The sequence below is a fragment of the Bifidobacterium samirii genome, assembly GCF_003952945.1.
GTDB lineage: Bacteria > Actinomycetota > Actinomycetes > Actinomycetales > Bifidobacteriaceae > Bifidobacterium > Bifidobacterium samirii.
This window is the reverse complement of record NZ_QXGK01000003.1, coordinates 47,102-70,551: the sequence shown is the minus strand read 5'-3', so window position 1 is coordinate 70,551 and position 23,450 is coordinate 47,102. Positions and strand designations below refer to the sequence as shown.

The following is a 23,450-nucleotide window of genomic DNA, read 5'->3' as shown; positions in this document are numbered from 1 at the left end:
GGGACCGCCCGAACGGAACCGGTCAGGCGGATGGGCCGGTCGGCCGGCGGCCGTCAGGGCCGCTCATGACCGGCCGGCGTCGTCCGTGTCCGGGCCGATCGGTCAGACCAGATCGCCGAGGTCGCCCAGGTCGCCGAGACCGTCGAGGCCCTGGCCGCCCTGGTCGTCCAGGAAGTCGTCCGGGTTGAAGTCCTCGCCGATCTGCAGGTCGCCGAAGTCGATGTTCGCGAAGTCGACGTCGGACAGGTCCGCCTCGGAGAAGTCCGTGTCGGCGTCCACGCCGCCACCCAGACCGAAGTTCGGGTAGATGGAGTCGCGGATCGCCTTGTCGGGCTCGACCACCGCGTTGCGGTAGCGGGCCAGGCCCGTGCCGGCGGGGATGAGCTTACCGATGATGACGTTCTCCTTGAGGCCCTTGAGGTCGTCGACCTTCTGGCTCAGGGCGGCTTCGGTGAGCACGCGCGTCGTCTCCTGGAAGGAGGCGGCGGACAGCCACGAGTCGGTCGCCAGCGAGGCCTTGGTGATGCCCATGAGCTCCGGACGGCCGGCGGCCGGCTTGCCGCCGTTCTTCACGGCCTCCATGTTCGCTTCCTTGAAGCGCGCCTGGTCGGCCAGCTCGCCCGGCAGCAGCGTGGTGTCGCCGGAGTCGATGACGGTGATGCGGCGCAGCATCTGGCGCACGATGACCTCGATGTGCTTGTCGTGGATGTCGACGCCCTGCGAACGGTACACGGTGTGCACTTCGTTCACGATGTTGACCTGGGCGGCGCGCGGTCCGAGGATGCGCAGGATCTTCTTCGGATCGACGGAGCCTTCGGTCAGCTGGGTGCCGGCCTCGACGTGCTGGCCGTCCTTGACGAGCAGCGGAGCGCGACGGGTCACGGTGTAGACAATCGGCTCGACGGTCGAATCGTCCGGGGTCAGCGTCATCTGGTAGACGTGGTCGGCCTCCACCGCGGTCTTGATCACGCCCGGGAACTCGGCGATCGGCGCCTCGCCCTTCGGGGTGCGGGCTTCGAAAAGCTCGGTGACACGGGGAAGACCCTGGGTGATGTCGGAGGCCGCCGCGACGCCGCCGGAGTGGAAGGAACGCAGCGTCAGCTGGGTGCCCGGCTCGCCGATGGACTGGGCCGCGACGATGCCGACGGCCTCGCCGACGTCCACCAGCTTGTTGGTGGCCAGCGACCAGCCGTAGCACTTGGCGCACACGCCGCGCTTGGACTCGCAGGTCAGCACGGAGCGGGCCTTGACCTCCTCGACGCCGTGGGCGACGAGGTCCTTGAGCACGTCCATGCTCAGCGCGTCGCCGCGCTGGTAGAGCACGGTCTCGCCGTCGGCCGGGTCGATCACGTCGGCGGAGAGCAGACGCGAGTACGGGCCGCCGTCCGCGGCCTTGACCAGGGTCAGGTTGCCGTCGGCGTCGCGCTCGCCCACCTGCATCGGCAGGCCGCGCTTGGTGCCGCAGTCCTCCTCGCGCACGATGACGTCCTGGGAGACGTCGACGAGTCGACGGGTCAGGTAGCCCGACTCGGCGGTACGCAGTGCGGTATCGGCCAGGCCCTTACGCGCGCCGTGCTCGGAGATGAAGTACTCCAGCACGGACAGGCCCTGACGGTAGTTCGACTCGACCGGTCGCGGAATGACCTCGCCCTTCGGGTTGTTCACCAGACCTCGGATGCCCGCGATCTGGTTGATCTGGGTCATGTTGCCTCGCGCACCGGACTGGACGATGATCGACAGGTTGTTCTTCGGGTCGAAGTGCTCGACGACCGCGTCCGACACCTTCTCGGTGCACTTGGTCCACTCGTCGATGATCGCCTGGCGACGCTCCTCCTCGGTGAAGAAGCCGAGGTCGTACTGCTGGTTGATCTTGTTGACCTGGGCCTCGGATTCGGCCACGAGCGCCGCACGGGTCGGCGGCTCGATGACGTCGGAGAACGCGAAGGTCACGCCCGACCACGGGGCCTGCTCGAAGCCGAGGTCCTTGAGGGCGTCCAGCGTCACGGCCACCTGGGCGGTGGAGTAGCGGGTGGCGATGTCGTCGATGATGCGCGACAGGACCTTCTTCGGGGCCGGCTCGTCCACGAACGGGTAGTCGGTCGGCAGGGTCTCGTTGAACATCAGGCGGCCCATCGAGGTGGCGAACAGGACGGAGCCGTCGCTGAAGCGCTCCTCGCGCACCACGGCCGGGGAGCCGGCCTGCGGGTCGACGACCTCGATCTCGCGCGGCTCCCAGCCGGTGGGCAGCACGAAGTCCTCGGGCAGGCGCACCAGCACGCGGGCCTGCATGTCGATCTCGTGCAGGTCGAGCGCCATCTGCATCTCGGCGATGGACGAGAACACGCGGCCCTGGCCCTTGGCGCCCTCGGTGACGGTGGACAGCCAGTACAGGCCCAGGATCATGTCCTGCGCCGGCATGGTCACGGTGTGGCCGTCGGCGGGCTTCAGGATGTTGTCGGAGGCGAGCATGAGGGAGCGGGCCTCGGCCTGCGCCTCGGAGCTCAGCGGAAGGTGCACTGCCATCTGGTCGCCGTCGAAGTCGGCGTTGAAGGCGGCGCAGGCGAGCGGCGGCAGGTGGATGGCCTTGCCTTCGACCAGGATCGGCTCGAAGGCCTGGATGCCCAGTCGGTGCAGCGTAGGCGCACGGTTGAGGAGCACCGGATGCTCGGCGATGACCTCTTCGAGCACGCCCCACACCTCGGTGTCGCCGCGGTCGACCATGCGCTTGGCGCTCTTCATGTTCTGGGCGAAGTTCAGGTCGACCAGACGCTTGATGACGAACGGCTTGAACAGCTCGAGGGCCATCGGCTTCGGCAGGCCGCACTGGTGCATGCGCAGCGACGGGCCGACGACGATGACGGAACGGCCCGAGTAGTCGACGCGCTTGCCGAGCAGGTTCTGACGGAAGCGGCCCTGCTTGCCCTTGAGCATGTCGGACAGCGACTTGAGCGGTCGGTTGGACGCGCCGGTGACGGGGCGGCCGCGGCGGCCGTTGTCGAACAGGGAGTCGACGGCCTCCTGGAGCATGCGCTTCTCGTTGTTGAGCATGATCTCGGGGGCGCCCAGTTCGATGAGTCGCTTGAGTCGGTTGTTGCGGTTGATGACGCGGCGGTACAGGTCGTTGAGGTCGGAGGTCGCGAAGCGGCCGCCGTCGAGCTGCACCATCGGGCGCAGGTCCGGCGGGATGACCGGGATCACGTCGAGGACCATGGCCTCCGGCTTGTTGCCGGTGGTCAGGAACGCGTTGACGACCTTGAGTCGCTTGAGGGCGCGGGCCTTGCGCTGGCCGGAGCCGGTGTCGATCTCCTCGCGCAGCTGCTTGGACGCGGCCTCGAGGTCGAAGTCCTGCAGGCGCTTCTTGATCGCCTCGGCGCCCATGCAGCCTTCGAAGTAGTCGCCGTAGCGGTCCTCCATCTCGCGCCACAGGTCCACGTCGCCTTCCATGTCGCCGGCGCGCAGGGTCTTGAAGCGGTCGAACACGGCGTTCAGGCGGGCGATCTGCTCGTCGTAGCGCTGGCGGATGGCCGCCATGTCGCGCTCGGCGCCGTTGCGCAGCTTGGCCTTGTTGGCGCCGGTCGCCTCGCCGGCGGCCTCGAGCTCGTGCAGGTCGGCCTCGACCTTCTTGGCGCGCTCCTCGATCTCGTTGTCGCGGCGCTTGGCCATCGTGGAGATCTCGATGTCGAACTCGTCCTGCAGGTCGGGCAGGTCCTGGTGGCGCTGCTCCTCGTCGACCTTGGTGACCATGTAGGCGGCGAAGTAGATGACCTTCTCCAGGTCCTTCGGCGCGATGTCGAGCAGGTAGCCCAGACGGGAGGGCACGCCCTTGAAGAACCAGATGTGGGTGACGGGGGCGGCCAGCTCGATGTGGCCCATGCGCTCGCGGCGCACGCGGGACTTGGTGACCTCCACGCCGCATCGCTCGCACACGATGCCCTTGAAGCGCACGCGCTTGTACTTGCCGCAGGCGCACTCCCAGTCGCGGGTCGGGCCGAAGATCTGCTCGCCGAACAGGCCGTCCTTCTCCGGCTTGAGGGTACGGTAGTTGATGGTCTCGGGCTTCTTGACCTCGCCATGGCTCCAGCCGCGGATGTCGTCGGCGGTGGCCAGGCCGATCCTCAGTTTGTCAAATGCGTTGACGTCCAGCACTCTATTGTCCTGTCTGTGTAAATCTGTTCAAACGGTTTCGGGCGGCCGGCGGGGCCGTCCACGCCGCACACGGCGGTGCGGGGCGGACGGCCCGATGCCGGCCATCGGATCACTGGTATTCGGGCTCCGCGGCCTTCTGGTCCTCCTTGGCGGCGGTCTCGGGACGCACGCCGATGTTGAAGCCCAGGTCGTCGCTGGCGGCGACGGGGTCGTCGTCCTCGTCCTTCATGTCGATGGCGACGCCCTCGGCGTTGAGCACCTCGACGTTCAGGGACAGGGACTGCATTTCCTTGAGGAGCACCTTGAACGACTCGGGGATGCCCGCCGGCGGCAGGTTGTCGCCCTTGACGATCGCGCCGTAGACGCGCACGCGGCCGTCCACGTCGTCGGACTTGGTGGTCATCATCTCGTGCAGCGTGTACGCGGCGCCGTAGGCCTCGAGGGCCCACACCTCCATCTCGCCGAAGCGCTGGCCGCCGAACTGGGCCTTGCCGCCCAGCGGCTGCTGGGTGATCATCGAGTACGGGCCGGTGGAGCGGGCGTGGATCTTGTCGTCGACCAGGTGGTGCAGCTTCAGGATGTACATGTAGCCCACGGAGATCGGCTTGCCGAAGCGCTCGCCGGTGCGGCCGTCGAACAGCCATGCCTTGCCGTCCTCGCCGACCATCTGGTCGCCGTCGCGGTTCGGCAGGGTGGACTTCATCAGGCCCTTGATGACCTCGGGCTTGACGCCGTCGAACACCGGGGTGGCCACCGGGGTGCCCGGCTCGCCCTTCTCGGCGCCGGCGGGGATCATCTTCTTCCACTCGGCCTCGAGCTCGGGGTCGAGGGAGATGTCCCAGCCGGAGTGCGCGATCCAGCCGAGGTGCAGTTCGAGCACCTGGCCGAGGTTCATTCGCGACGGCACGCCCAGCGGGTTGAGCATGATGTCGACCGGGGTGCCGTCCGCGAGGAACGGCATGTCTTCCTCGGGCAGGATGCGCGAGATGACGCCCTTGTTGCCGTGACGGCCGGAGAGCTTGTCGCCCTGGGTGATCTTGCGGTGCTGCGCGATGTACACGCGGATCATCTGGTTGACGCCGTTGGGCAGCTCGTCGCCGTCCTCCTCGGCGTCCTCGCGGGTGATCTCCTTGACCGCGATGACGGTGCCGGTCTCGCCGTGGGGCACGCGCAGGGAGGTGTCGCGCACCTCGCGGGACTTCTCGCCGAAGATGGCGCGCAGCAGGCGCTCCTCCGGGGTCAGCTCGGTCTCGCCCTTCGGCGTGACTTTGCCAACGAGGATGTCGCCGGCCTCGACCTCGGCGCCGATGCGGATGATGCCGCGCTCGTCGAGGTTGGCGACCGCGTCCTCGCCGACGTTCGGCAGGTCGCGGGTGATCTCCTCGGCGCCCAGCTTGGTCTCGCGCGCGTCGATCTCGTATTCCTCGATGTGGATCGAGGACAGGGTGTCGTCCTGCACGAGGCGCTGGGAGATGATGATGGCGTCCTCGTAGTTGTAGCCGTTCCACGGCATGAAGGCGACCAGCAGGTTCTTGCCCAGGGCGATCTCGCCCTTCTGGATGGCCGGGCCGTCGGCCAGGACGGTGCCCGCCTCGACGCGCTCGCCGCTCTTGATGATCGGGCGCTGGTTGTAGCAGGTCGTCTGGTTGGAGCGCTGGAACTTGGTCAGCTTGTAACTGGACTGGGTGCCGTCGTCGTTCATCACGCGGATGATGTCGCCGGAGACGTAGGTGACGACGCCCGGCTTGTCGGCGATGATCACGTCGCCGGAGTCGTAGGCGACGCGCCATTCGGAGCCGGTGCCCACGAGCGGACGCTCGGATTCGACCAGCGGGACGGCCTGGCGCTGCATGTTGGTGCCCATCAGCGCTCGGTGGCCCTCGTCGTGCTCGAGGAACGGGATCAGGGACGAGCCGATGGAGACCATCTGGCGCGGGGAGACGTCCATGTAGTCGACGGCGCTCACCGGGACGTCGACCGCCTCCTCCTCGTCCTCTCGGGCGAGGGCCATGTCGGAGGCGAAGCGGCCGTCGCCGTCCAGCTTCTGGTTGACCTGGGCGATGACGTGGCCCTTCTCCTGGTCGGCGCTCATGTACTCGACCTCGTTGGTCACCTGGCCGTCGACGACCTTGCGGTACGGGGTCTCGATGAAGCCGAACGGGTTGACGCGGCCGAAGGTCGCCAGGGAGCCGATCAGACCGATGTTCGGGCCTTCCGGAGACTCGATCGGGCACATGCGGCCGAAGTGGGACGGGTGCACGTCGCGCACCTCCATGGAGGCGCGGTCGCGCGACAGGCCGCCGGGGCCCAGGGCCGACAGACGGCGCTTGTTGGTCACGCCGGCCAGCGGGTTGTTCTGGTCCATGAACTGCGACAGCTGGGAGGTGCCGAAGAACTCCTTGATGGTGGCGTTCACCGGGCGGATGTTGATCAGGGACTGCGGGGTGATGGCCTCGGCGTCCTGGGTGGTCATGCGCTCGCGCACGACGCGCTCCATGCGGCTCAGGCCGGTGCGCAGCTGGTTCTGGATCAGCTCGCCGACCTGGCGGATGCGGCGGTTGCCGAAGTGGTCGATGTCGTCGGTCTCGACGCGCAGGTCGATGTCCTCGCCCTTGCGCTTGCCCGGGAAGGTCTCGTCGCCGGCGTGCAGCGTCACCAGGTACTTGATGGTGGCGATGATGTCCTCGCGCTTGAGGGAGCGGTCGTTGATGTCGTGCTCCAGACCGAGCTTGCGGTCGATCTTGTAGCGGCCGACGCGCGCCAGGTCGTAGCGCTTGGTGTTGAAGTAGAAGGAGTCGAGCAGGTTGCGGCCGGCCTCCGGGGTCGCGGTGTCCGACGGGCGGATCTTGCGGTACAGGTCGGTCAGGGCCTCGTCCTGGGTGTCGATGGTCTCCTTGTCGAGGGCGTCGAGCACCAGCGGGTAGCCCTGGAACGCCTCGCGGATCTCCGGCTTGGTCATGCCGATGGCCATGAGGAAGACGATGGCGGACTGCTTGCGCTTGCGGTCGACGCGCACGCCGAGCACGTCGCGCTTGTCGATCTCGAACTCGAGCCAGGCGCCGCGCGACGGGATGATCTTCGCGCCGAAGACGTCCTTGCCGGAGGTGCGGTCGGTGGAGCGGTCGAAGTAGACGCCCGGGGAGCGCACCAGCTGGGAGACGATGACTCGCTCGGTGCCGCCGATGATGAAGGTGCCGTGCGGGGTCTGCAGCGGGAAGTCGCCCATGAACACGGTCTGGGACTTGATCTCGCCGGTGTCGCCGTTCTCGAACTCGGCGTTCACGTACAGCGGGGCGGAGTAGGTGTAGTCCTTCTCCTTGCACTCCTGGACCGTGTGGCGCGGCTCCTCGAAGTACGGGTCGGAGAAGGTCAGGGACATGGTCTGGGCGAAGTTCTCGATCGGGGAGATCTCGCTGAAGACCTCGTCGAGGCCGGACATGTGCGGCACGGTCACGGTGCCGTTGGCCTCGTCCTCGGCGACGCGCTTCTTCCAGCGGTCGGCGCCGATCAGCCAGTCGAAGCTGTCGGTCTGCACGCCCAGCAGGTAGGGCACATCGAGGGGCTCGCGGATGGAGCCGAAGTTCACACGGTCCGACGCCTTGTGCAGATCAATGTCGTGCTGGTCGGCGCGTGCGATCACAGTGGTGGTGTTCGTCATAGCTTCAGTAGCCAATGGACGTTCCTTATCGCTCGCTTGTTCGTTCGGTACGGTTCTGTTCCCCGACAAGCGCCGCTCGGCCGCCATATGCCAGATATGCGGGCGCTTCGTCTTTGTCAGCATGCCCGCAATATGACATGCATATACGCAACCAACATATTTTAGCACGCGTCCTCGCGTGTCGCAACATCGCCGACACGCCGGAACCGCGTCGTTCCGCCGGTCGCGGGCGGTCGCCGCACGGTCGCGGACTGCCGCGCCGCGTCGTCATCGTCGACGACGCATCCGGCGGCGCGCCCGGAGACGCCGCGCCGCCGCCTACTGCACGGCGACGGCCACGCTCCCCCCGTCGAGCTTGGGCAGGTCGGGGAACTCCAATGCGGCCACGTACGTGCCGGCGTTCACCTTGGGCAGGTCGGCGTCGGCGACGCACGAGTCGGACGAGGCGACCGTGTTCCAGGTGACAGTGTGCGTGTCCTCGTCGCCGGTCGCCAGCAGCAGCCAGTACGGGTCGGCCGGGCAGACGTCGGAGCGCCAGATCGTCTGGTCGCCCGACGAGACGGTCAGCACGGCCGCGTCGTCGGACGCGTCGATCAGGCAGCCCTGCTTGGCGCTGCCGGTGTAGCGCAGCGTGATCGAGAAGTCGACCGATCCGCCGACGCCCACGGTCGCCGTCGATGCGGCGAGCGTCACGTCGACGTCCGAGGCCGTGCACGAGCGCACCGCGCTCACCTTGGGCGCGTCCGGCACGGCCTCGCGTTCCAGCGTGCGTCCGGCGCCCCATCCGACGGCCGCGCCGGCCGATCCGGCCAGCCGCACGAGCGCGTACCCGCAGAAGACGGCGAGCGCCAGCAGGATGACGGCGACGGCGCCTACGACGATGCGGCGGCGCCGGTACGTCGCCTGCCGTCGTCGTTCCGCCGCGCTGCGCGCGCGCGCCGACGTGGACGAGGACGTGCGTCGCGCGCCCGTCCTGCCGCGGGTGTTCCTCTCAGTCATAGCCTCCCAGTCTATACCACGCGTTTCGCGCGTTTCCGGCCGCTCCGGCGACCTCCCCGACGTCTGCGCACGGGCGGCCGCGCTATGCGGGAAGTCGCACCGCGCCGTCGCCGACGATGTCGATGAGTCCGTCCTCGTCGAGCGAGGCGACGCATCGCCCGAGCTGCACGGGGTCGTTCCAAAGCGCGTCGACGCGCTCGCGCGGCAGTATGCCGCCGGCGGGCAGGGCGCGCAGCGCGTCGAGGACGAGGCCGCGCACCTGGCGGTCGGTGCCGGCGAAGCGTTGGCGGGGCCGGGTACGCCGCTCCCCCAGTCCGGGTCGTCCGGTGGCGAGGAACGCGCATTCGGCGGCGATCGGGCAGTCGTCGCACAGCGGCGTCTTGGCGGTGCACACCGTGGCGCCCAGTTCCATGACCGCCTGGTTCCAGACGACGGATCGCGCCGCGGCGTCCGCATCGCCGCCGCCGATGCAATCCGCATCGCCGACGCCGACGCGGTCCGTCCCGCCCGGCAGCATGCGCCATGCGAGGTCGCGTTCGGCCGGCGACGCCGCGCCGCCGCGCGATTCGACGCCGAGGAACGCGCGCGAGAGCACGCGGCGGATGTTGGTGTCGATGACGGCGATCCGCTCGCCGTAGGCGAAGCTCATCACGGCGGATGCGGTGTAGTCGCCGATGCCGGGCAGTGCGGTCAGCTCGTCGTAGGTGCGCGGCAGCACGTCGTCGCAGTCGTCGGCGACGACGCGCGCGCATTCCTGCAGGCGCAGGGCGCGCCGCGGGTAGCCGAGCCGTCCCCATGCGGTGATGACGTCGGCGGTGGGCGCGGCGGCGAGCGAGGCGGCGTCGGGCCAGCGGCGCATCCAGTCGGTCCAGTAGGGCACGACGCGGCTCATCTGCGTCTGCTGGCTCATCACCTCGCTGACGAGCACGCCCCATGGCGTGGCGCGGCCGAACCGCCATGGCAGGTCGCGCGCGTTCGTCTCCCACCATGCGCCGAGCAGCAGTTCCGCACGGTCGCGCACGGCGCTCCCGTCTCCGGTGTCGCCGTTCCGATGGAGGAGGGTCGGATCGTTCGTTCTCGTTTCGGGCATCCGATCATTGTGCCGGTTCGGTGATACATCGTCTGAGCGCGGCGGTATCATCGGCCGCGTCAAACGATGCACGTCAGACGTCAATCGATCGACGCGACGCATCCGACCAACCACCGGCCACCGGGCCGCGCAACGACGCGAAGGAGCAGCCATCATGAACGCATCGACCGCCACCGCCCTGTTCGACGACTTCATCCGCTACGCGACGGACCGGCATCTGCCCATCGAAGGGCTCGCCGTCGCCGACGAGCGCAGCATCCTCGCCGAACACCACTTCACCCACGACAAGCCGCGCAGCATCTACTCCCACACCAAAAGCTACGTCTCCACCGCCATCGGCATCGCCGTCGGCGAGGGCGCGCTGCGGCTCGACGACACGCTCGCCGACGTCTTCGCCGCCCATCTGCCCGACGACGCCGACCCCGGGCTGGCCGGCGTCACGCTGCACGACCTGCTGACCATGTCCAGCGGCTTCGACGGCGACTTCCTGATGATCGCCGGCCGCCGCGCCGGCGAGGGATGCCCCGACTATCTGCGCTACATGCTGTCCAAGCCGGTGCGCGTCACGCCGGGCACGGCGTTCCACTACTCGTCCGCGGACACGTATCTGGCCGGGCGCATGCTCGAGGAGCGCACCGGCATGCGGCTGGGCGAATACCTGTGGCGGCATGTGTTCGACCCGCTCGGCCAGGGATGGCCGGTGTGGGAGCACGATCCGCAGGGCCATGCGCTGGGCGGCAGCAGCATCGAGATGCGGCTCGCCGACATGCTGCGTATCGCGCAGGTGTTCCTCAACGGCGGCGTATGGGCGCCCACCGGAAGGCGCATCGTCGATGCCGACTGGGTGGAGCGGGCCACGTCCAGGCAGATCGACACCCCGGTGCAGGACGATGACGGCTGGTCGTGCGGGTACGGCTACCAGTGGTGGATGTCACCGTACCCGCACGCCTACCGTGCCGACGGCGCGTTCGGCCAGATCAGCACCGTGCTGCCCGACCAGGGGCTCGTCGTGGCGATCCAATGCCCCGAGGAGAACGACGGCTGGGCCGTGACCGTGCGCCACGAGCTGCACGAGCGGCTCATGCTCCCCCTCGTCGCCGCCTGACGCCGTCCGCCGCGGCGGCCGGGTCGCACTACCGGCTCCATCGCAGGTCCGCGACCCGGCCGCCGGCCGTCCTTATGCCGACTCGGCCTACTTGCCGCCGGCGAAGTTGAGCTGGCGCCACGCCTCGTAGATGGCGATGGACGCGCAGTTGGTCAGGTTGAGCGAGCGCAGCGACGGACGCATCGGCAGACGCACCTGTTCGGCGACGTGCGGGCCGGCCATGATGTCCATCGGGTCGGGGATGTCGCCCGGTTCGGGGCCGAACAGGAGGATGTCGGTCGGCTTGTATTCGACTTCGGTGTACAGCTTGGTGGCGTGCGCGGTGAACGCGATGATGCGCGAGTCGGGCATCGAGGCGACGAGGTCGTCGAAGTCCGGGTGCAGCACGACGTGGGCCATGTCGTGGTAGTCGAGGCCGGCGCGGCGCAGCTTCGTGTCGCGCAGGTTGAAGCCGAGCGGTTCGACGAGGTGCAGGATCGTGCCGGTCACCGCGCACAGGCGGATTGCAGAGCCGGTGTTGCCGGGGATGCGCGGCGAGTAGTAGCACAGGTGCGGCGTGGACGTCTCGGCCTTGGCGGCCTCCACGGCCGACAGCATCGCGTCGACCACGGAGATCGGGTTGCCGTGCGCGTCGGTGACGAGCTCGTCGGGACCGTAGTTCGACTTGCGGTACCCGTATTCGAACATCCTGCCGACCTTGTCCTCCGGGTTCTGCGGCTGTTCCTGAACGTCCTGCGTCATGTGTCTTCTCCGTTCTCGGCGCGGGTGGAATCCGGTTTCCGAGCATAGGCAGGCCCCTGAACCATATGCGGTTCAGGGGCCTGCATTCCGTCGGCTTCCGCCGTTCCGCTCAGTTCTTGAACGAGTGGATCGGCGCGGGGATGCGGCCGCCGCGCGTGACGAACGCCTCGCAGCCGGTCTGGTTGACGGGGATGATCGGCGCGTAGCCCATGAGGCCTCCGAAGTTGGCCATCTCGCCCACGCCCTTGCCTTCGACGGGGATGACGCGCACGGCGGTGGTCTTCTGGTTGACCATGCCGATGGCCGCCTCGTCGGCGATCATGCCGGAGATGGTCGCGGCGGACGTGTCGCCGGGGATGGCGATCATGTCGAGGCCGACGGAGCACACGCAGGTCATCGCCTCGAGCTTTTCGAGGGTCAGGCATCCGGATGCGGCCGCGGCGATCATGTTGCGGTCCTCGGAGACGGGGATGAACGCGCCGGACAGGCCGCCCACGTAGGAGGACGCCATGATGCCGCCCTTCTTGACCTGGTCGTTGAGCATGGCGAGCGCCGCGGTGGTGCCGGGCGCGCCGACCTGGTCGAGGCCGATCTTCTCGAGCACTTCGCCCACGGAGTCGCCGACGGCGGGCGTGGGTGCGAGCGACAGGTCGATGATGCCGAACGGGATGCCGAGTCGCCGGCTGGCCTCCTGGGCGACGAGCTGGCCGACGCGCGTGATCTTGAACGCGGTGCGTTTGATCGTCTCGCACAGGAATTCGAAGTCCTTGCCGATGGCTTCGTCGAGGGCGCGGGAGACGACGCCGGGGCCGGAGACGCCGACGTTGATGACCGCGTCGCCTTCGGTGACGCCGTGGAAGCCGCCGGCCATGAACGGGTTGTCGTCGGGCACGTTGCAGAACGCGACGAACTTGACGCAGCCGTACGAGTCGTTGTCGCGCGTGCGGTGGGCGATGTCCTTGATCATGCGGCCGAGGAGTTCGACGGCGTTCATGTCGATGCCGGTCTTGGTGGAGCCGACGTTGACGGACGAGCAGACGATGTCGGTTTCGCTCAGGGCCTGCGGCAGGGATTCGATGAGCATGCGCTCGGCGGGGGTCATGGCCTTGGAGACGAGCGCGCTGTAGCCGCCGATGAGGTCGACGCCCACTTCCTTGGCGGCCTTGTCGAGCGTGTGGGCGATGCGTACGAAGTCCTCGCTGGACTTGCAGCAGCTGGCGCCGACGAGCGAGATGGGGGTGACGGTGATGCGCTTGTTGACGATCGGAATGCCGTAGTCGCGTTCGATGGCCTCGCCGGTGGGCACGAGGTCCCTGGCGTAGGTGGTGATCTTGCGGTGGATGTTCGCGCAGGTGGCGTCCAGGTCGGCGGTGGCGCAGTCGAGCAGCGAGATGCCCATCGTGATGGTGCGCACGTCGAGCTTCTCCTGTTCGATCATCCGGTTGGTCTCGTGGACCTCCATGATGTTGAGCATGGCTGGTTCTCCTTTCCGTTTGCGCCGTTCAGACGCGGTGCATGCGGGTGAAGATCTCCTCGCGCTGGCAGCGGATGCGCACGCCGATCTCGTCGCCGAGGTCTTCGAGGTTGCCGACCATGGCGCCGAAGTCCTTGTCGGCTTCGGCGTAGTCGACGATCATCATCATGTTGAAGAAGCCGTCGATGATGGTCTGGGAGATGTCGAGTACGTTGACGTTGTGCTGGGACAGGTAGGTGCACACGCGGGCGATGATGCCGACGGTGTCCTGTCCGACGACGGTGATGATGGCCTTGTTCATGGGGACTCCCTAGAAAAAAACGAAAAAGCGGGGCCCTTCCCAGTATAAGGAAGGCCCCGCATCTCGCCCTGCGGCTCCCGAACCGTGGGACGGGCCACGGTCCGGAAGCCGCCGGGGAAGCCGTCGGAACGACCGTCGGAACGGCCGTCGGAACGGTCAGGCGCGGCGCTTGTCGTCGCGCAGCATGAACGAGCCGATGAGGACGAGCACGATGAGGACCACGCCGAGCAGGTAGCCGCATCGGGCTCCCTCCACGAAGCCTTCGGCCGCGTCCGTGCCGCCGGCGGCCGCATAGTGCGTCTGGCCGATGCCGAGCAGGCAGGTGGCGATGGCGGTGCCGATGGCGCCGACGACCTGCTGCAGCGTGTTGAGGATGGTGCTGCCGTCGGTCGACAGCTCCGGCGGCAGCGCGGCGAGCGCCGCGGACTGCGTGGCCTGCTGGATGAACGGGATGCCGGCCATGATGACGATGTGGGCGATGAGGAAGTGGCCGACGCCGGAGTCGGCGCCGATGGTGAGGAACAGGGCGCAGCCGATGAGCGTGAGCACGATGCCGATGAGCACGAGCCGCTTGGCGCCGTAGTGGTCGTACAGGCGTCCGACGGAGAGCGTGCACACCGCGTTGACGATGCCGCCGGGCAGCATGAGCAGGCCGGCGAGCGTGGAGCTCAGGCCGAGGCCGTTCTGCAGTTCCTGCGGCGCGAGGTACATGACGACGAGCGTGCAGGCGAAGGAGAAGCTGACCATGACGGCCGGGGTGCGGAACATGGCGATGCCGAGCGCGCGCAGGTCGAGCACGGGGTTGTCGATGGTGAGCTGGCGGTGCGCGTAGAAGGCGAGCACGACGACGCCGACGACGATCAGGGCGATGACGCCCGCGGACAGGCCCATATCGCTGATCATGCTCACGCCGGCGACGAGGCATCCGAAGCCGATGACCGAGGCAAGGATGGAGGGGATGTCGACGGCGGGGCGGGTGCGTTCGATGGGTGCGGTGAAGAACGCCGCGGTGCAGACGATCGCGACGGCGGCGACGAGCGCGAGCAGCATGAAGATGGCGCGCCAGGAGAACGCGCCGATGAGCGCGCCGGAGAGGGTGGGGCCGATGACGGGGGCGACCATGACGGTCAGGCCGGCCACGCCGAGCGCCGCGCCGATGCGTTCGGCGGGGAAGATGCGTGCGACGACGGCGTACATGGTGGGCAGCACGATGCCGGTGCTCACGCCCTGGACGATGCGGCCGGCCAGCAGGATCGGGAAGCTGGGCGCGATGATGCACACGATCGCGCCGACGAGGAAGCAGGTCAGGGCGAACAGGACGAGCGTCCTGGCCTTGACCCATTTGAGCAGGAAGCCCACGCAGGGCAGCACGATGCCGATGGCGAGCATGTAGCCGACGACCATCCACTGCGCGGTGCCGGAGGATACGGAGAAGTCGCCCATGAGGTCGGGCAGGGCGATGTTCATCGACGTTTCGGACAGCATGCCGAGGAACGCGCCGATGTAGAGGCCGAGCATCACCAGATGCGGGCGGGAGATGGCCGGGGATGCCTTCCTGCGGCCGGAGGATTCAGCGGAGGCGGAGGATGAGGGGAATGTACTGTCGTGGGAAGTCTGCTGTGTCGCGGACAACGATACCTCACTTGTGTGCGGCGGCATCACGGTCGGGCGATGCTGCATCGTCGAGCCCCTAACGTCCGGGCCTCCGGCCGTGATGAAAAAAGCGCATGTCCCGCCGGAGCCCGGCGTCGGACATGCGCTTCGCAATCGGTACGTTACCCTAATGAAATTCGCGGAAAAATCAACGCCCATGCGTGTTGCGGCCAGATTCCGCGGGGTCTTTGGCGCTCATACGGTGGACGATGTCTCGTATGTCGTTCGCATGGTGGCGATACACTGGTGTGGTCATGCGCCGAGAACGATCTCGGCGGCATACGTATGCCTGCGGTGCGGATGGACGGGGGTCGGGGGCGCATCGCGGCGTTGGGAATCCCCTCCCCCACCGCTAAGGAGAAGACCGATGAAGAATCCGGGAAAGGCCGCGGTCGCGGGCATCGTCGTCGCGGGCACGCTGCTCGCGCCGAACGCAGCCATGGCCGACGAGCAGACCACCGTCACTGCGGACCGCACCGAATCCTCCGCCACGACCGCCCGGCAGCAGACGAGCGGCGACCCGCAGATCATCGCCGGCGTGCCGGCGGCCCAGGAGAAGGCCGACGCGGCCGACGCGGCGTTCAAGGATGCGCAGGCCAAGCTCGATCAGGCGAAGACCGCCGATCAGGAGGCGCAGGCCAAGCTCGATCAGGCCCGCAAGGCCGCCGACGAGGCCGCCGACGATCTCAAGAACGCGCAGGCCGCGACCGATCAGGCGCAGGCCAACCTCGACAAGGTCAATGACCCCGCGGCCAAGCAGGAGGCCGAGCAGGCCGTCGACGAGGCCAAGCAGGCCGTGGCCGACGCGCAGGAGGCGCTGCAGGATGCGAACGACGCGCTCGACGACGCGCAGGCCGACGCCGACGACGCCGCCAAGGCGCTGGACGCCGCGAAGACCGCGGCGGCGCAGGCGCAGCAGGAGCGCGACGCCGCAGCCAAGGACGTCGCCGACAAGGAGGCCGCACTCGGCATCCCCCAGTCGGTGATCGACGGGCTCGACGCGGCCAAGGCATCCCAGCAGCAGGCCGTACAGGCCCAGTCGGACGCCGTGAACCGGGAAACCACCGCATCGAACGACCTCAACGACAAGAATCTCGCCGCCCGGCGGGCCCGGCAGGCCGCCGACGAGGCGCAGGCCTACGCCGACGCCAAGAAGCAGCAGGCCGACACCGCAGACGAGCAGCTCGCCAAGGGCTCCCTCGGCTTCTTCGAGTCGAAGGGCGCGACCAAGGCCGCGGAGGCGCTCACCACGAAGGGCGACAAGTTCTACGTCAAGCTCGGCGACGAGACCAGCTCCACCAGCCTCGACAACATGCTGCGCGCGCTCGACCTGCTCGACGAGGGCAACGCGATCCGCACGAGCATCGGACTCGAGGCGTGGACGGTCGACGACTACCAGACCGCGCTCGCCCAGCTCGCCGCCGACGCCAACACGTTCGGCCCCGTCCAAGGCCACCTGTCCGGCACGTACACGCAGAGCCAGAACCTCGCATGGGGCTACGCCGACCCGTACAGCGGCTGGTATGACGCCGAGAAGAAGAAGTTCGACAAGTACTGCGAGACGATGCCCGAACTGCGCGACCTGTCCGTCATCGAGATCAGCCGCGACTACCCGGACATCTACCACCAGACCGGCCACTATCTCAACATCATCGACCCCGAAGCCACCGTCACCGGCTACGGCCGCGCCTTCGGCGGCACATACCGCGTCACCGACGCGCAGAACATGACGACCATGAAGGGCGACGGATACACGGTCGCCGAATACCGTCAGATGATCCAGGACTACAAGAGCGGACTGGAGAACGCGGCAGCCGTCTACCAGGAGGCCCTCGGCAAGGCCCAGCAGGCCAACGAGGCGGCCAACGAGGCCGACAAGGCCGCCACCGACGCCCAGAAGAACGCCGAAGCGGCCACCAAGGCCCGCAAGGAGGCCGACACCGCGCTCGCCGACGCCAACCAGCGGCTCAACCAGGCGCAGCAGGCCTACGACAAGGCCGTCGACGAGAACAAGGCCCAGGCCGAAGCGCTCGAGCAGGCCCGCAAGACGCTCGCCGGCAAGGAGCAGGCCCTCACCAGCGCCAACCGCAAGCTCACCGACGCCACCAACGGCAACAACCAGGCGTCCGAAGGCCTCCAGGACGCCAAAAACGCCGTCGCCGACGCCGAGAAGGACAAGAAGCAGGCCGACGCCGCACTCGACGCCGCCCAGAAGGCACTGCAGGCCCTCGACCCGACCACCGCCCAGGCCGCACTCGCCGAAGCGAAGAAGGCGCTGGAAGAAGCCCAGCGGCAGGCCAAGTCGGCCGACGCCGCACTCGCCGACGCCGAAGCGGCCGCCCAGACCGCGAAGGGCAAGCTCGAGGAAGCCCAGAACGCCTACAACGCGGCCAAGTCCGAGAAGGACGACGCCGACCGCGCCCTCGCCGACGCCAAGGCGCTCGCCGCCAAGCTCGAGAAGGAGCAGGCCGACGCCGACAAGAAGAACGACCAGGCGTCCCAGCCCGGCGCGGCGGGCAAGACCGACAAGAACGGCGACGCCGGCAAGCAGTCCCTCGCATCCACCGGCGCCGAGGCGTCGCTGCCGCTGAGCCTGATGGCCATCGCCGCGCTGGCGGGCGCCGGCGTCGCGTTCACCCGCGTCCGCGTCGCGCGTCACGCCGACCATTACATCGGCTGACGGACGACCGCCATCGGCGGCCATCGTCCCGTCCGTCGTGACCGACCGGTAGAGGCCGGCCACGACGGACACCGCCACCTATGACGAGGGGCGTCCGACATGCAGTCGGACGCCCCTCGTCGTCATCGGGCCGTCATCGGGCCGTCATCAGGCGGCTTCGGCGACGCGCGCGACGCGCACGCCGAACACGCGGTGCTTGGCCTTGAGCAGCGTGCGGAACACGAGGCGCACGAACGGGCCGCAGTAGAACAGCTGCCAGCAGACCGCCATCGGGAAGTTGAGCGCCCAGGTGCGCACCCACATGCCGAAGCTCGGCTCCTTGAACAGGAACGTGGCGACGAGGCTCATCACCGGGCACATGATGCAGCAGATGCAGATGGAGATCGCGTAGGTGATGAACTGCGGGCGGTCGTCGGGGCGCATGACGCTGAACGCGAGCGCCGGCGCGATCCTGCCGACGACGAAGAATTCGAGGATGAACGCGACGGGCACCATGATCGGCATCTCGTGCAGCGCGGCCAGGAAGGTCGCGCCGGTCACGTCGCCCATGTTGAGGGCCACGTTGTACACGACCATGCCGTACACCATGACGGTGGCCATGATGAGGGTGAAGACGGCGTCCTGAAGCTTGGTCTGAGGCATGAAGGGATACACTCCTACATTCGTTGGTTGCTGATTCGCTGAAAACGCAAAAACCGCATGGCCCAGGACCGAAACTCGTGGAATTTCGGCTCGTGGCCATGCGGTTTTTCAAACAGGAACGCAACTTACCACGCCGGGGCGTCCTGCGCGGGGCGCCCCGGCGTGTTGCGGCGCGTCAGGCCTCGCGCGAGGCGCTGGGCGCGGCGACGGCGGCGAGGGCGCGCGGCGCGTGGAATCCGCGACGTTCGAACTCGTCGGCGATGAGCTGGGCGACCTCGCGGCCGCGGCCCTTGTCGACGAGCGCGATGATGGAGCCGCCGAAGCCGCCGCCGGTCATGCGCGCGCCGTACGCGCCGTTGGCGCGGGCCGTGTCGACGGCCACGTCGAGTTCGGGGACGGTGACCTCGTAGTCGTCGCGCAGCGAGTCGTGGGACGCGTTGAACAGGTCGCCGGCGGTGGCGATGTCGCCGTCGGCGAACGCGGCGACGAAGCGGTCGACGCGTTCGATCTCGGTGATGACGTGGCGCACGCGCCTGACGCTGGTCTCGTCGTCGAGGCGGGCGAGCACGTCGGCGAGCGCCGCGGCGGGGTCGTCGGCGGCGGCGACCTGGTCGGCGATGACGCGCAGGTTGTCGACGCCGAGCGTGGCGGCGGCGGCCTCGCAGGTGGCGCGGCGCTTGGCGTACTGGCCGTCGTTGAGCTGGTGCGGGGCCTGGGTGTCGACGACGAGCAGTTCGAGGCCGTACTTGTCGAGGTCGAACTCCTGGGGGCTGACGCTGTCGACGGCGCTCAGGCCGGGACGGCAGTCGAGGCGGATCGCGTGGCCGGCGGAGCAGCGCATGGAGGCGTTCTGGTCGAGGCCGCCGGTGGAGGCGCCGGCCATGTCGTTCTCGGACGTGATGGCCGCGTTGATGAGCGTGACGCGGCCGGCGTCGGTGGCGCCGTAGCCGAGGCCGTACACGTCGTCGAGGGCGAGCGCGGTGGAGCAGGTCATCGCGGCCGACGAGCTCAGGCCGCTGCCGAGCGGCACGCAGGAGACGAACGCGGCGTCGAAGCCCTTGACGGTGTCGTAGCCGGCTTCGCGCAGCGCCCAGGCGACGCCGGTCGGGTAGGCGGACCAGCCGTCCACGCCGCGCGCCTGGAGGCCATCGAGGTCGGCCTGGGCGATCCTGTCGGGGGCGATGTCGGAGACGACGCGCACGGTCGTGTCCTCGCGCGGGGCGAGGGCGATGTACGTGCGGTGCGGCAGCGCGATGGGCAGGCACAGGCCGGCGTTGTAGTCGGTGTGCTCGCCGATCAGGTTGACGCGGCCGGGGGCGGCCCACACGCCGTGCGGCTCGGTGCCGTACGTGGCGGCGAACAGCGCCTTGGCGCGTGCGACGCCGTCGGCGGGGGCGATGGGTTCGATGAATTCAACAGCGGTCATCGGTGTTCTTTCGTGGGATGGGTTCGTTCGTGGGATGGGTTCGTTCGCGGCGCGGCTCAGTCGGCGATGTCGACGGGGCCGAGCTCGTGGAATCGCTTGGCGATGAGTTCGGGCGTGGTGTCGGAGATCCAGGCAGCCATGCCGGATTCGGAGCCGGCGAGGTACTTGATCTTGTTGGCGGCGCGGCGGAACGAGAAGAACTGCAGGTTGAGTCGGTAGTTCTCGCGGCGCGCGTCGTGGATCGGAGCCTGATGCCAGGCGGCGATGTACGGCAGGTCCATGCCCAGGCCGTCGCCCTTGTCGAAGAACGCGTTGCCGCGCTTGAGGAGCGTGGAGTACATCTGGGCGAGGTCCCAGCGCTCCTGGTCGTCGAGCTGGTCGAGGGTGAGGACGTCGCGCACGGGGGCGACGTGCACTTCGAGCGGCCAGCGGGAGGCGGCGGGCACGTAGGCGACCCAGCTGTGGTTGCGCATGACGATGCGCTCGCCGGCTTCGATCTCGGCGTTCATGATGTCCTTGAGCAGGTTGCCGCCGGTCTTCTCGTGGTAGGCTTCGGTCTGCTTGAGTTCGGCTTCCATCTTCGGCGCGATGAACGGATAGCAGTAGACCTGTCCGTGAGGGTGTGCCAGGGAGACGCCGATTTCCTGTCCGTGGTTTTCGAACGGGAAGATCTGTTCGATGCCCTCCATCGTGGAGATCTCGGCGGTGCGGAACGCCCACGCCTCGACGACGGTGCGCAGTCGGCTCACCGGCAGGTCGGCGGGCAGGCCGGTCTCGTTGGGGTCGAAGCAGATGACCTCGCAGCGGCCGGCGGCGAGCTTCTTCTCCCACAGCGGGTTGCCGTCGACGTATTCGACGGCTTCGGAGCGGCCGGGCACGCGCACCATGGACGGGAAGCGGTTCTCGAAGACGACGACGTTGTAGTCGGTGTCGGGGACCTCGCCGTCCTGGTAGGGGTCGCCGGGCTTGCGTGCGGCGAGCGGGTTGCCGGTGGCGGTGGCGCCGGGGCCGGCGGTGATCGGGCGGTTCATGCGCGCGGTGGCCATCGGGATCCAGTCGCCGGTGAGCGGGTCGCGGCGCATCTCGGGGGCCGCGTAGGGCACCTCCTCGCCGGCGGCGTTGAGCTGGTTGCTGAAGCGGTAGGCCAGCTGGCGCGGATCGGTGGTCTCGCGGGTCTTGGCGCCGCTCACGTACTCGGGGTCGTCGTCCAGGTAGAAGAAGTCGCGTCCGTCGGCGAGGGTCGTCGGCGTGATGCGGATGTGCTCCTTCGCATAGGCATCCGGGGTGTAGTTGGCGAACTGTGCCATGTGTCTCACTCACTTTCCTGTTGCTGTTCGCTCTGGCGGGCCAGAACGAGTTCCTTGACCAGTTCCCTGGTCTTGCTGGCCGAGTCGGGGTCGAGCCCGTCGTCGGTGATCACCGTGTCCACCTGGTCGAAGCGTGCGAACAGCGACAGCGACGTACAGCTCCACTTCGTGTGGTCGGTAAGGATGATGGTCTTGTCGGCGATGTCCATCATCGCCATGTCGGTGGCCGCCTCGAGCGAGTTGGGCATGAGGAAGCCGCGGGGCAGCGACACGGAGTGCGTGCCGAGGAAGACGGTGTTGACGCGCAGCGAGGCGACGACCTTGTCGGCGATGGGGCCGACGAGCGAGTTCGACCGGGTGATCACGCCGCCGGTGACGATGACCTCCACGTCCTTCGATTCGAGCGCCTGGACGAGTTCGGCGACGGGGATCGAGTTGGTGAGGATCGTGATGCCGCTCGACTGCTGCGATTCGAGCAGATGCTGGGCGAAGACGTATGCGGTGGTGCCGCCGCCGATGGCGATCACGTCGCCGGGGGCCACGTAGCGCACGGCCTCCTGGGCGATGGCGTCCTTGAGTCCGATGTCCATCTGCGATTTGACGGAGAACAGCGGTTCGCTCAGCAGCGTGCTCGTGGTGACGGCGCCGCCGTGGACGCGCTTGAGGAGCCCCTTGTCGGACAGTTCGGCGATGTCGCGTCGGATCGTCATCGCCGAGACGCCGAGTTCCTTGGACAGCGCCGTGATGCGCACGGCGCCGCGGGTGCGCAGTCTGCTGAGGATCAGGTGCTGACGTTGTGAGGAAATCATTCGAACATTATCGCACACATTCGCGCAGAAACAAAACCGAGGCGTGCGTTTCCCTCACGACACGCCGAATACGAGCGCGAATTGGATCCGACCGGACGCACAACCGCACAAAACCGCACGCGCGGCAACACGCGCCGCCGAGTCTTGCCCGCGCCCGGGGCCGGTGCCACAATGGAGCCCATGACCTATGTTTCCGAAAGCTTCTGGCACGACGCCGTGAACAAAGCCACCACCGACCTCTTCACCTTCGGATACAAGCACATCGTCAAGCCGTGCTTCGTGTTCAACCACACCCCCGACGAGGCCCACGACCAGATGATCGCGTTCTGCCGGGTCACGCGGAACATCCCGCCGCTCATGTGGCTGCTGCGCGAGATGCTCGACTACACCGACCCGATCCTCGAGACGAGCGTGATGGGCGTCGACTTCGCCAATCCGTTCGGCCTGTCCGCCGGCCTCGACAAGAACTGCGACATGGCCGTCCTCATGGACAACGCCGGCTTCGGCTTCGAGACGGTCGGCTCGACCACCGCACGCCCCTGCCCGGGCAACCCCAAGCCGTGGTTCCACCGTCTGCCCGAATACGATTCGATGATGGTGCACGTCGGCCTGGCCAACGACGGCTCCGAGCAGGTGATCCCGCGCGCCGAACGCGCCTGGACGCAGGCGAAGACGCTGCAGATGTCGGTGTCGATCGCCCGCACCAACGACCATCTGACCGGCGACGTCGAGGAGGGCATCGAGGACTACTGCACGTCGATGCGCCGCGCCGCCGGCCGCACCGCGATGGTCGAGGTGAACATCTCCTGCCCCAACACGATGGCCGGCGAACCGTTCAACGAGAGCCCCGAGGCGCTCGACCGCCTGTTCGACGCGCTCGATGCGATCGAGCGCCCGCAGCCCACGCTCGTCAAGATGCCGCTCAACAAGAGCTGGGACGAGTTCAAAGCGCTGCTCGACGTGCTCGCCGAGCACGACGTGCAGGGCGTGAGCATCGCGAACCTGCAGAAGGACCGCACCGGCCTGCAGATCCCGCGCGAATGGGAGGGCGGCCTGTCGGGCGGCCCGACCTACCGTGCCAGCAACGAGCTGATCCGCCGCGTCTACCGCGAGTACGGCGGCCGGTTCACGATCGCCGGCATCGGCGGCGTGTCCACGCCCGAGCAGGCGTATGCGAAGATCCGCTCCGGCTCCAGTCTGGTGATGTTCATCTCCTCGCTCATGTACCGCGGCCCGCAGCAGATCACCGTCCTCAAGCGCGGGCTCGCGCAGCTGCTGCGCCGCGACGGCTTCGACTCGGTGGCTCAGGCCGTCGGCGTCGACGCCTGAACCGCGGCGGCGCGCATCGGCGCGCACGCGAGCCTGTCACGCAGACGGGGAGGCCCCGCACCATCCGGTGCGGGGCCTCCCCGTTTCCGT

At 68.1% G+C, this 23,450-nt stretch carries 15 protein-coding genes; 3 read left to right on the top strand and 12 right to left on the bottom strand.

Going from position 1 to position 23,450, the window contains the following annotated elements:
- Positions 1-102 precede the first annotated feature (102 nt).
- The 4 genes from D2E24_RS02380 to D2E24_RS02365 form a co-directional block, all read right to left on the bottom strand.
- Complete coding sequence (locus D2E24_RS02380; RefSeq protein WP_125967737.1) at positions 103-4,146, bottom strand: DNA-directed RNA polymerase subunit beta'; 4,044 nt, start codon at positions 4,144-4,146, stop codon at positions 103-105.
- A gap of 109 nt (positions 4,147-4,255) precedes the next feature.
- Positions 4,256-7,804 carry a DNA-directed RNA polymerase subunit beta gene (gene rpoB / locus D2E24_RS02375; protein ID WP_164520972.1) on the bottom strand — a complete coding sequence of 1,183 codons (3,549 nt, stop codon included), beginning with the start codon at positions 7,802-7,804 and terminating at the stop codon, positions 4,256-4,258.
- 318 nt (positions 7,805-8,122) lie between these two features.
- Positions 8,123-8,803 (bottom strand): hypothetical protein, encoded by a 681-nt coding sequence (locus tag D2E24_RS02370; protein WP_125967735.1) that lies wholly within the window; start codon positions 8,801-8,803, stop codon positions 8,123-8,125.
- Between the two features lie 82 nt (positions 8,804-8,885).
- Positions 8,886-9,893: an HhH-GPD family protein gene (locus D2E24_RS02365; protein ID WP_125967734.1), complete on the bottom strand. Its 1,008-nt coding sequence runs from the start codon at positions 9,891-9,893 to the stop codon at positions 8,886-8,888.
- Positions 9,894-10,047: 154 nt separating this feature from the next.
- Between D2E24_RS02365 and D2E24_RS02360 the strand changes: the two genes are divergently transcribed.
- A complete protein-coding gene (locus tag D2E24_RS02360; protein WP_125967733.1) occupies positions 10,048-10,998 on the top strand; it encodes a serine hydrolase domain-containing protein in 951 nt (316 codons plus the stop codon).
- Positions 10,999-11,085: 87 nt separating this feature from the next.
- On the opposite strand, the gene D2E24_RS02355 is transcribed toward D2E24_RS02360, so the two are convergent.
- From D2E24_RS02355 to D2E24_RS02340, 4 genes are all read right to left on the bottom strand, one after another.
- On the bottom strand, positions 11,086-11,739 hold the full coding sequence (locus D2E24_RS02355; protein ID WP_125967732.1) for a tRNA (cytidine(34)-2'-O)-methyltransferase: 654 nt from the start codon (positions 11,737-11,739) through the stop codon (positions 11,086-11,088).
- A 109-nt stretch (positions 11,740-11,848) separates the two neighbouring features.
- Positions 11,849-13,213, bottom strand: coding sequence for a PFL family protein (locus D2E24_RS02350; protein ID WP_125967731.1), 1,365 nt, complete (start codon positions 13,211-13,213; stop codon positions 11,849-11,851).
- A gap of 28 nt (positions 13,214-13,241) precedes the next feature.
- On the bottom strand, positions 13,242-13,514 hold the full coding sequence (locus D2E24_RS02345; RefSeq protein WP_125967730.1) for an ACT domain-containing protein: 273 nt from the start codon (positions 13,512-13,514) through the stop codon (positions 13,242-13,244).
- 156 nt (positions 13,515-13,670) lie between these two features.
- The gene (locus D2E24_RS02340; RefSeq protein ID WP_241222815.1) at positions 13,671-15,146 is read right to left on the bottom strand and encodes a DHA2 family efflux MFS transporter permease subunit; all 1,476 of its coding nucleotides are present in this window, start codon (positions 15,144-15,146) and stop codon (positions 13,671-13,673) included.
- A gap of 388 nt (positions 15,147-15,534) precedes the next feature.
- On the opposite strand from D2E24_RS02340, the gene D2E24_RS10250 reads away from it, so the two are divergent.
- On the top strand, positions 15,535-17,847 hold the full coding sequence (locus D2E24_RS10250) for a hypothetical protein (protein ID WP_164520966.1): 2,313 nt from the start codon (positions 15,535-15,537) through the stop codon (positions 17,845-17,847).
- Positions 17,848-17,994: 147 nt separating this feature from the next.
- Here D2E24_RS10250 and D2E24_RS02330 read toward each other — a convergent pair whose 3' ends face one another.
- From D2E24_RS02330 to D2E24_RS02315, 4 genes are all read right to left on the bottom strand, one after another.
- Complete coding sequence (locus D2E24_RS02330; protein WP_125967729.1) at positions 17,995-18,489, bottom strand: DUF2798 domain-containing protein; 495 nt, start codon at positions 18,487-18,489, stop codon at positions 17,995-17,997.
- Between the two features lie 175 nt (positions 18,490-18,664).
- Positions 18,665-19,915, bottom strand: a complete 1,251-nt coding sequence (galK, locus tag D2E24_RS02325) for a galactokinase (RefSeq protein WP_125967728.1) — start codon at positions 19,913-19,915, stop codon at positions 18,665-18,667.
- A 56-nt stretch (positions 19,916-19,971) separates the two neighbouring features.
- Positions 19,972-21,222 (bottom strand): galactose-1-phosphate uridylyltransferase, encoded by a 1,251-nt coding sequence (galT, locus tag D2E24_RS02320; protein WP_125967727.1) that lies wholly within the window; start codon positions 21,220-21,222, stop codon positions 19,972-19,974.
- A 5-nt stretch (positions 21,223-21,227) separates the two neighbouring features.
- Positions 21,228-22,031, bottom strand: coding sequence for a DeoR/GlpR family DNA-binding transcription regulator (locus tag D2E24_RS02315; RefSeq protein WP_125967726.1), 804 nt, complete (start codon positions 22,029-22,031; stop codon positions 21,228-21,230).
- A 180-nt stretch (positions 22,032-22,211) separates the two neighbouring features.
- Here D2E24_RS02315 and D2E24_RS02310 point away from each other — a divergent pair, with 180 nt between their 5' ends.
- Positions 22,212-23,360 carry a quinone-dependent dihydroorotate dehydrogenase gene (locus D2E24_RS02310; protein ID WP_125967725.1) on the top strand — a complete coding sequence of 383 codons (1,149 nt, stop codon included), beginning with the start codon at positions 22,212-22,214 and terminating at the stop codon, positions 23,358-23,360.
- Positions 23,361-23,450: the final 90 nt, after the last annotated feature.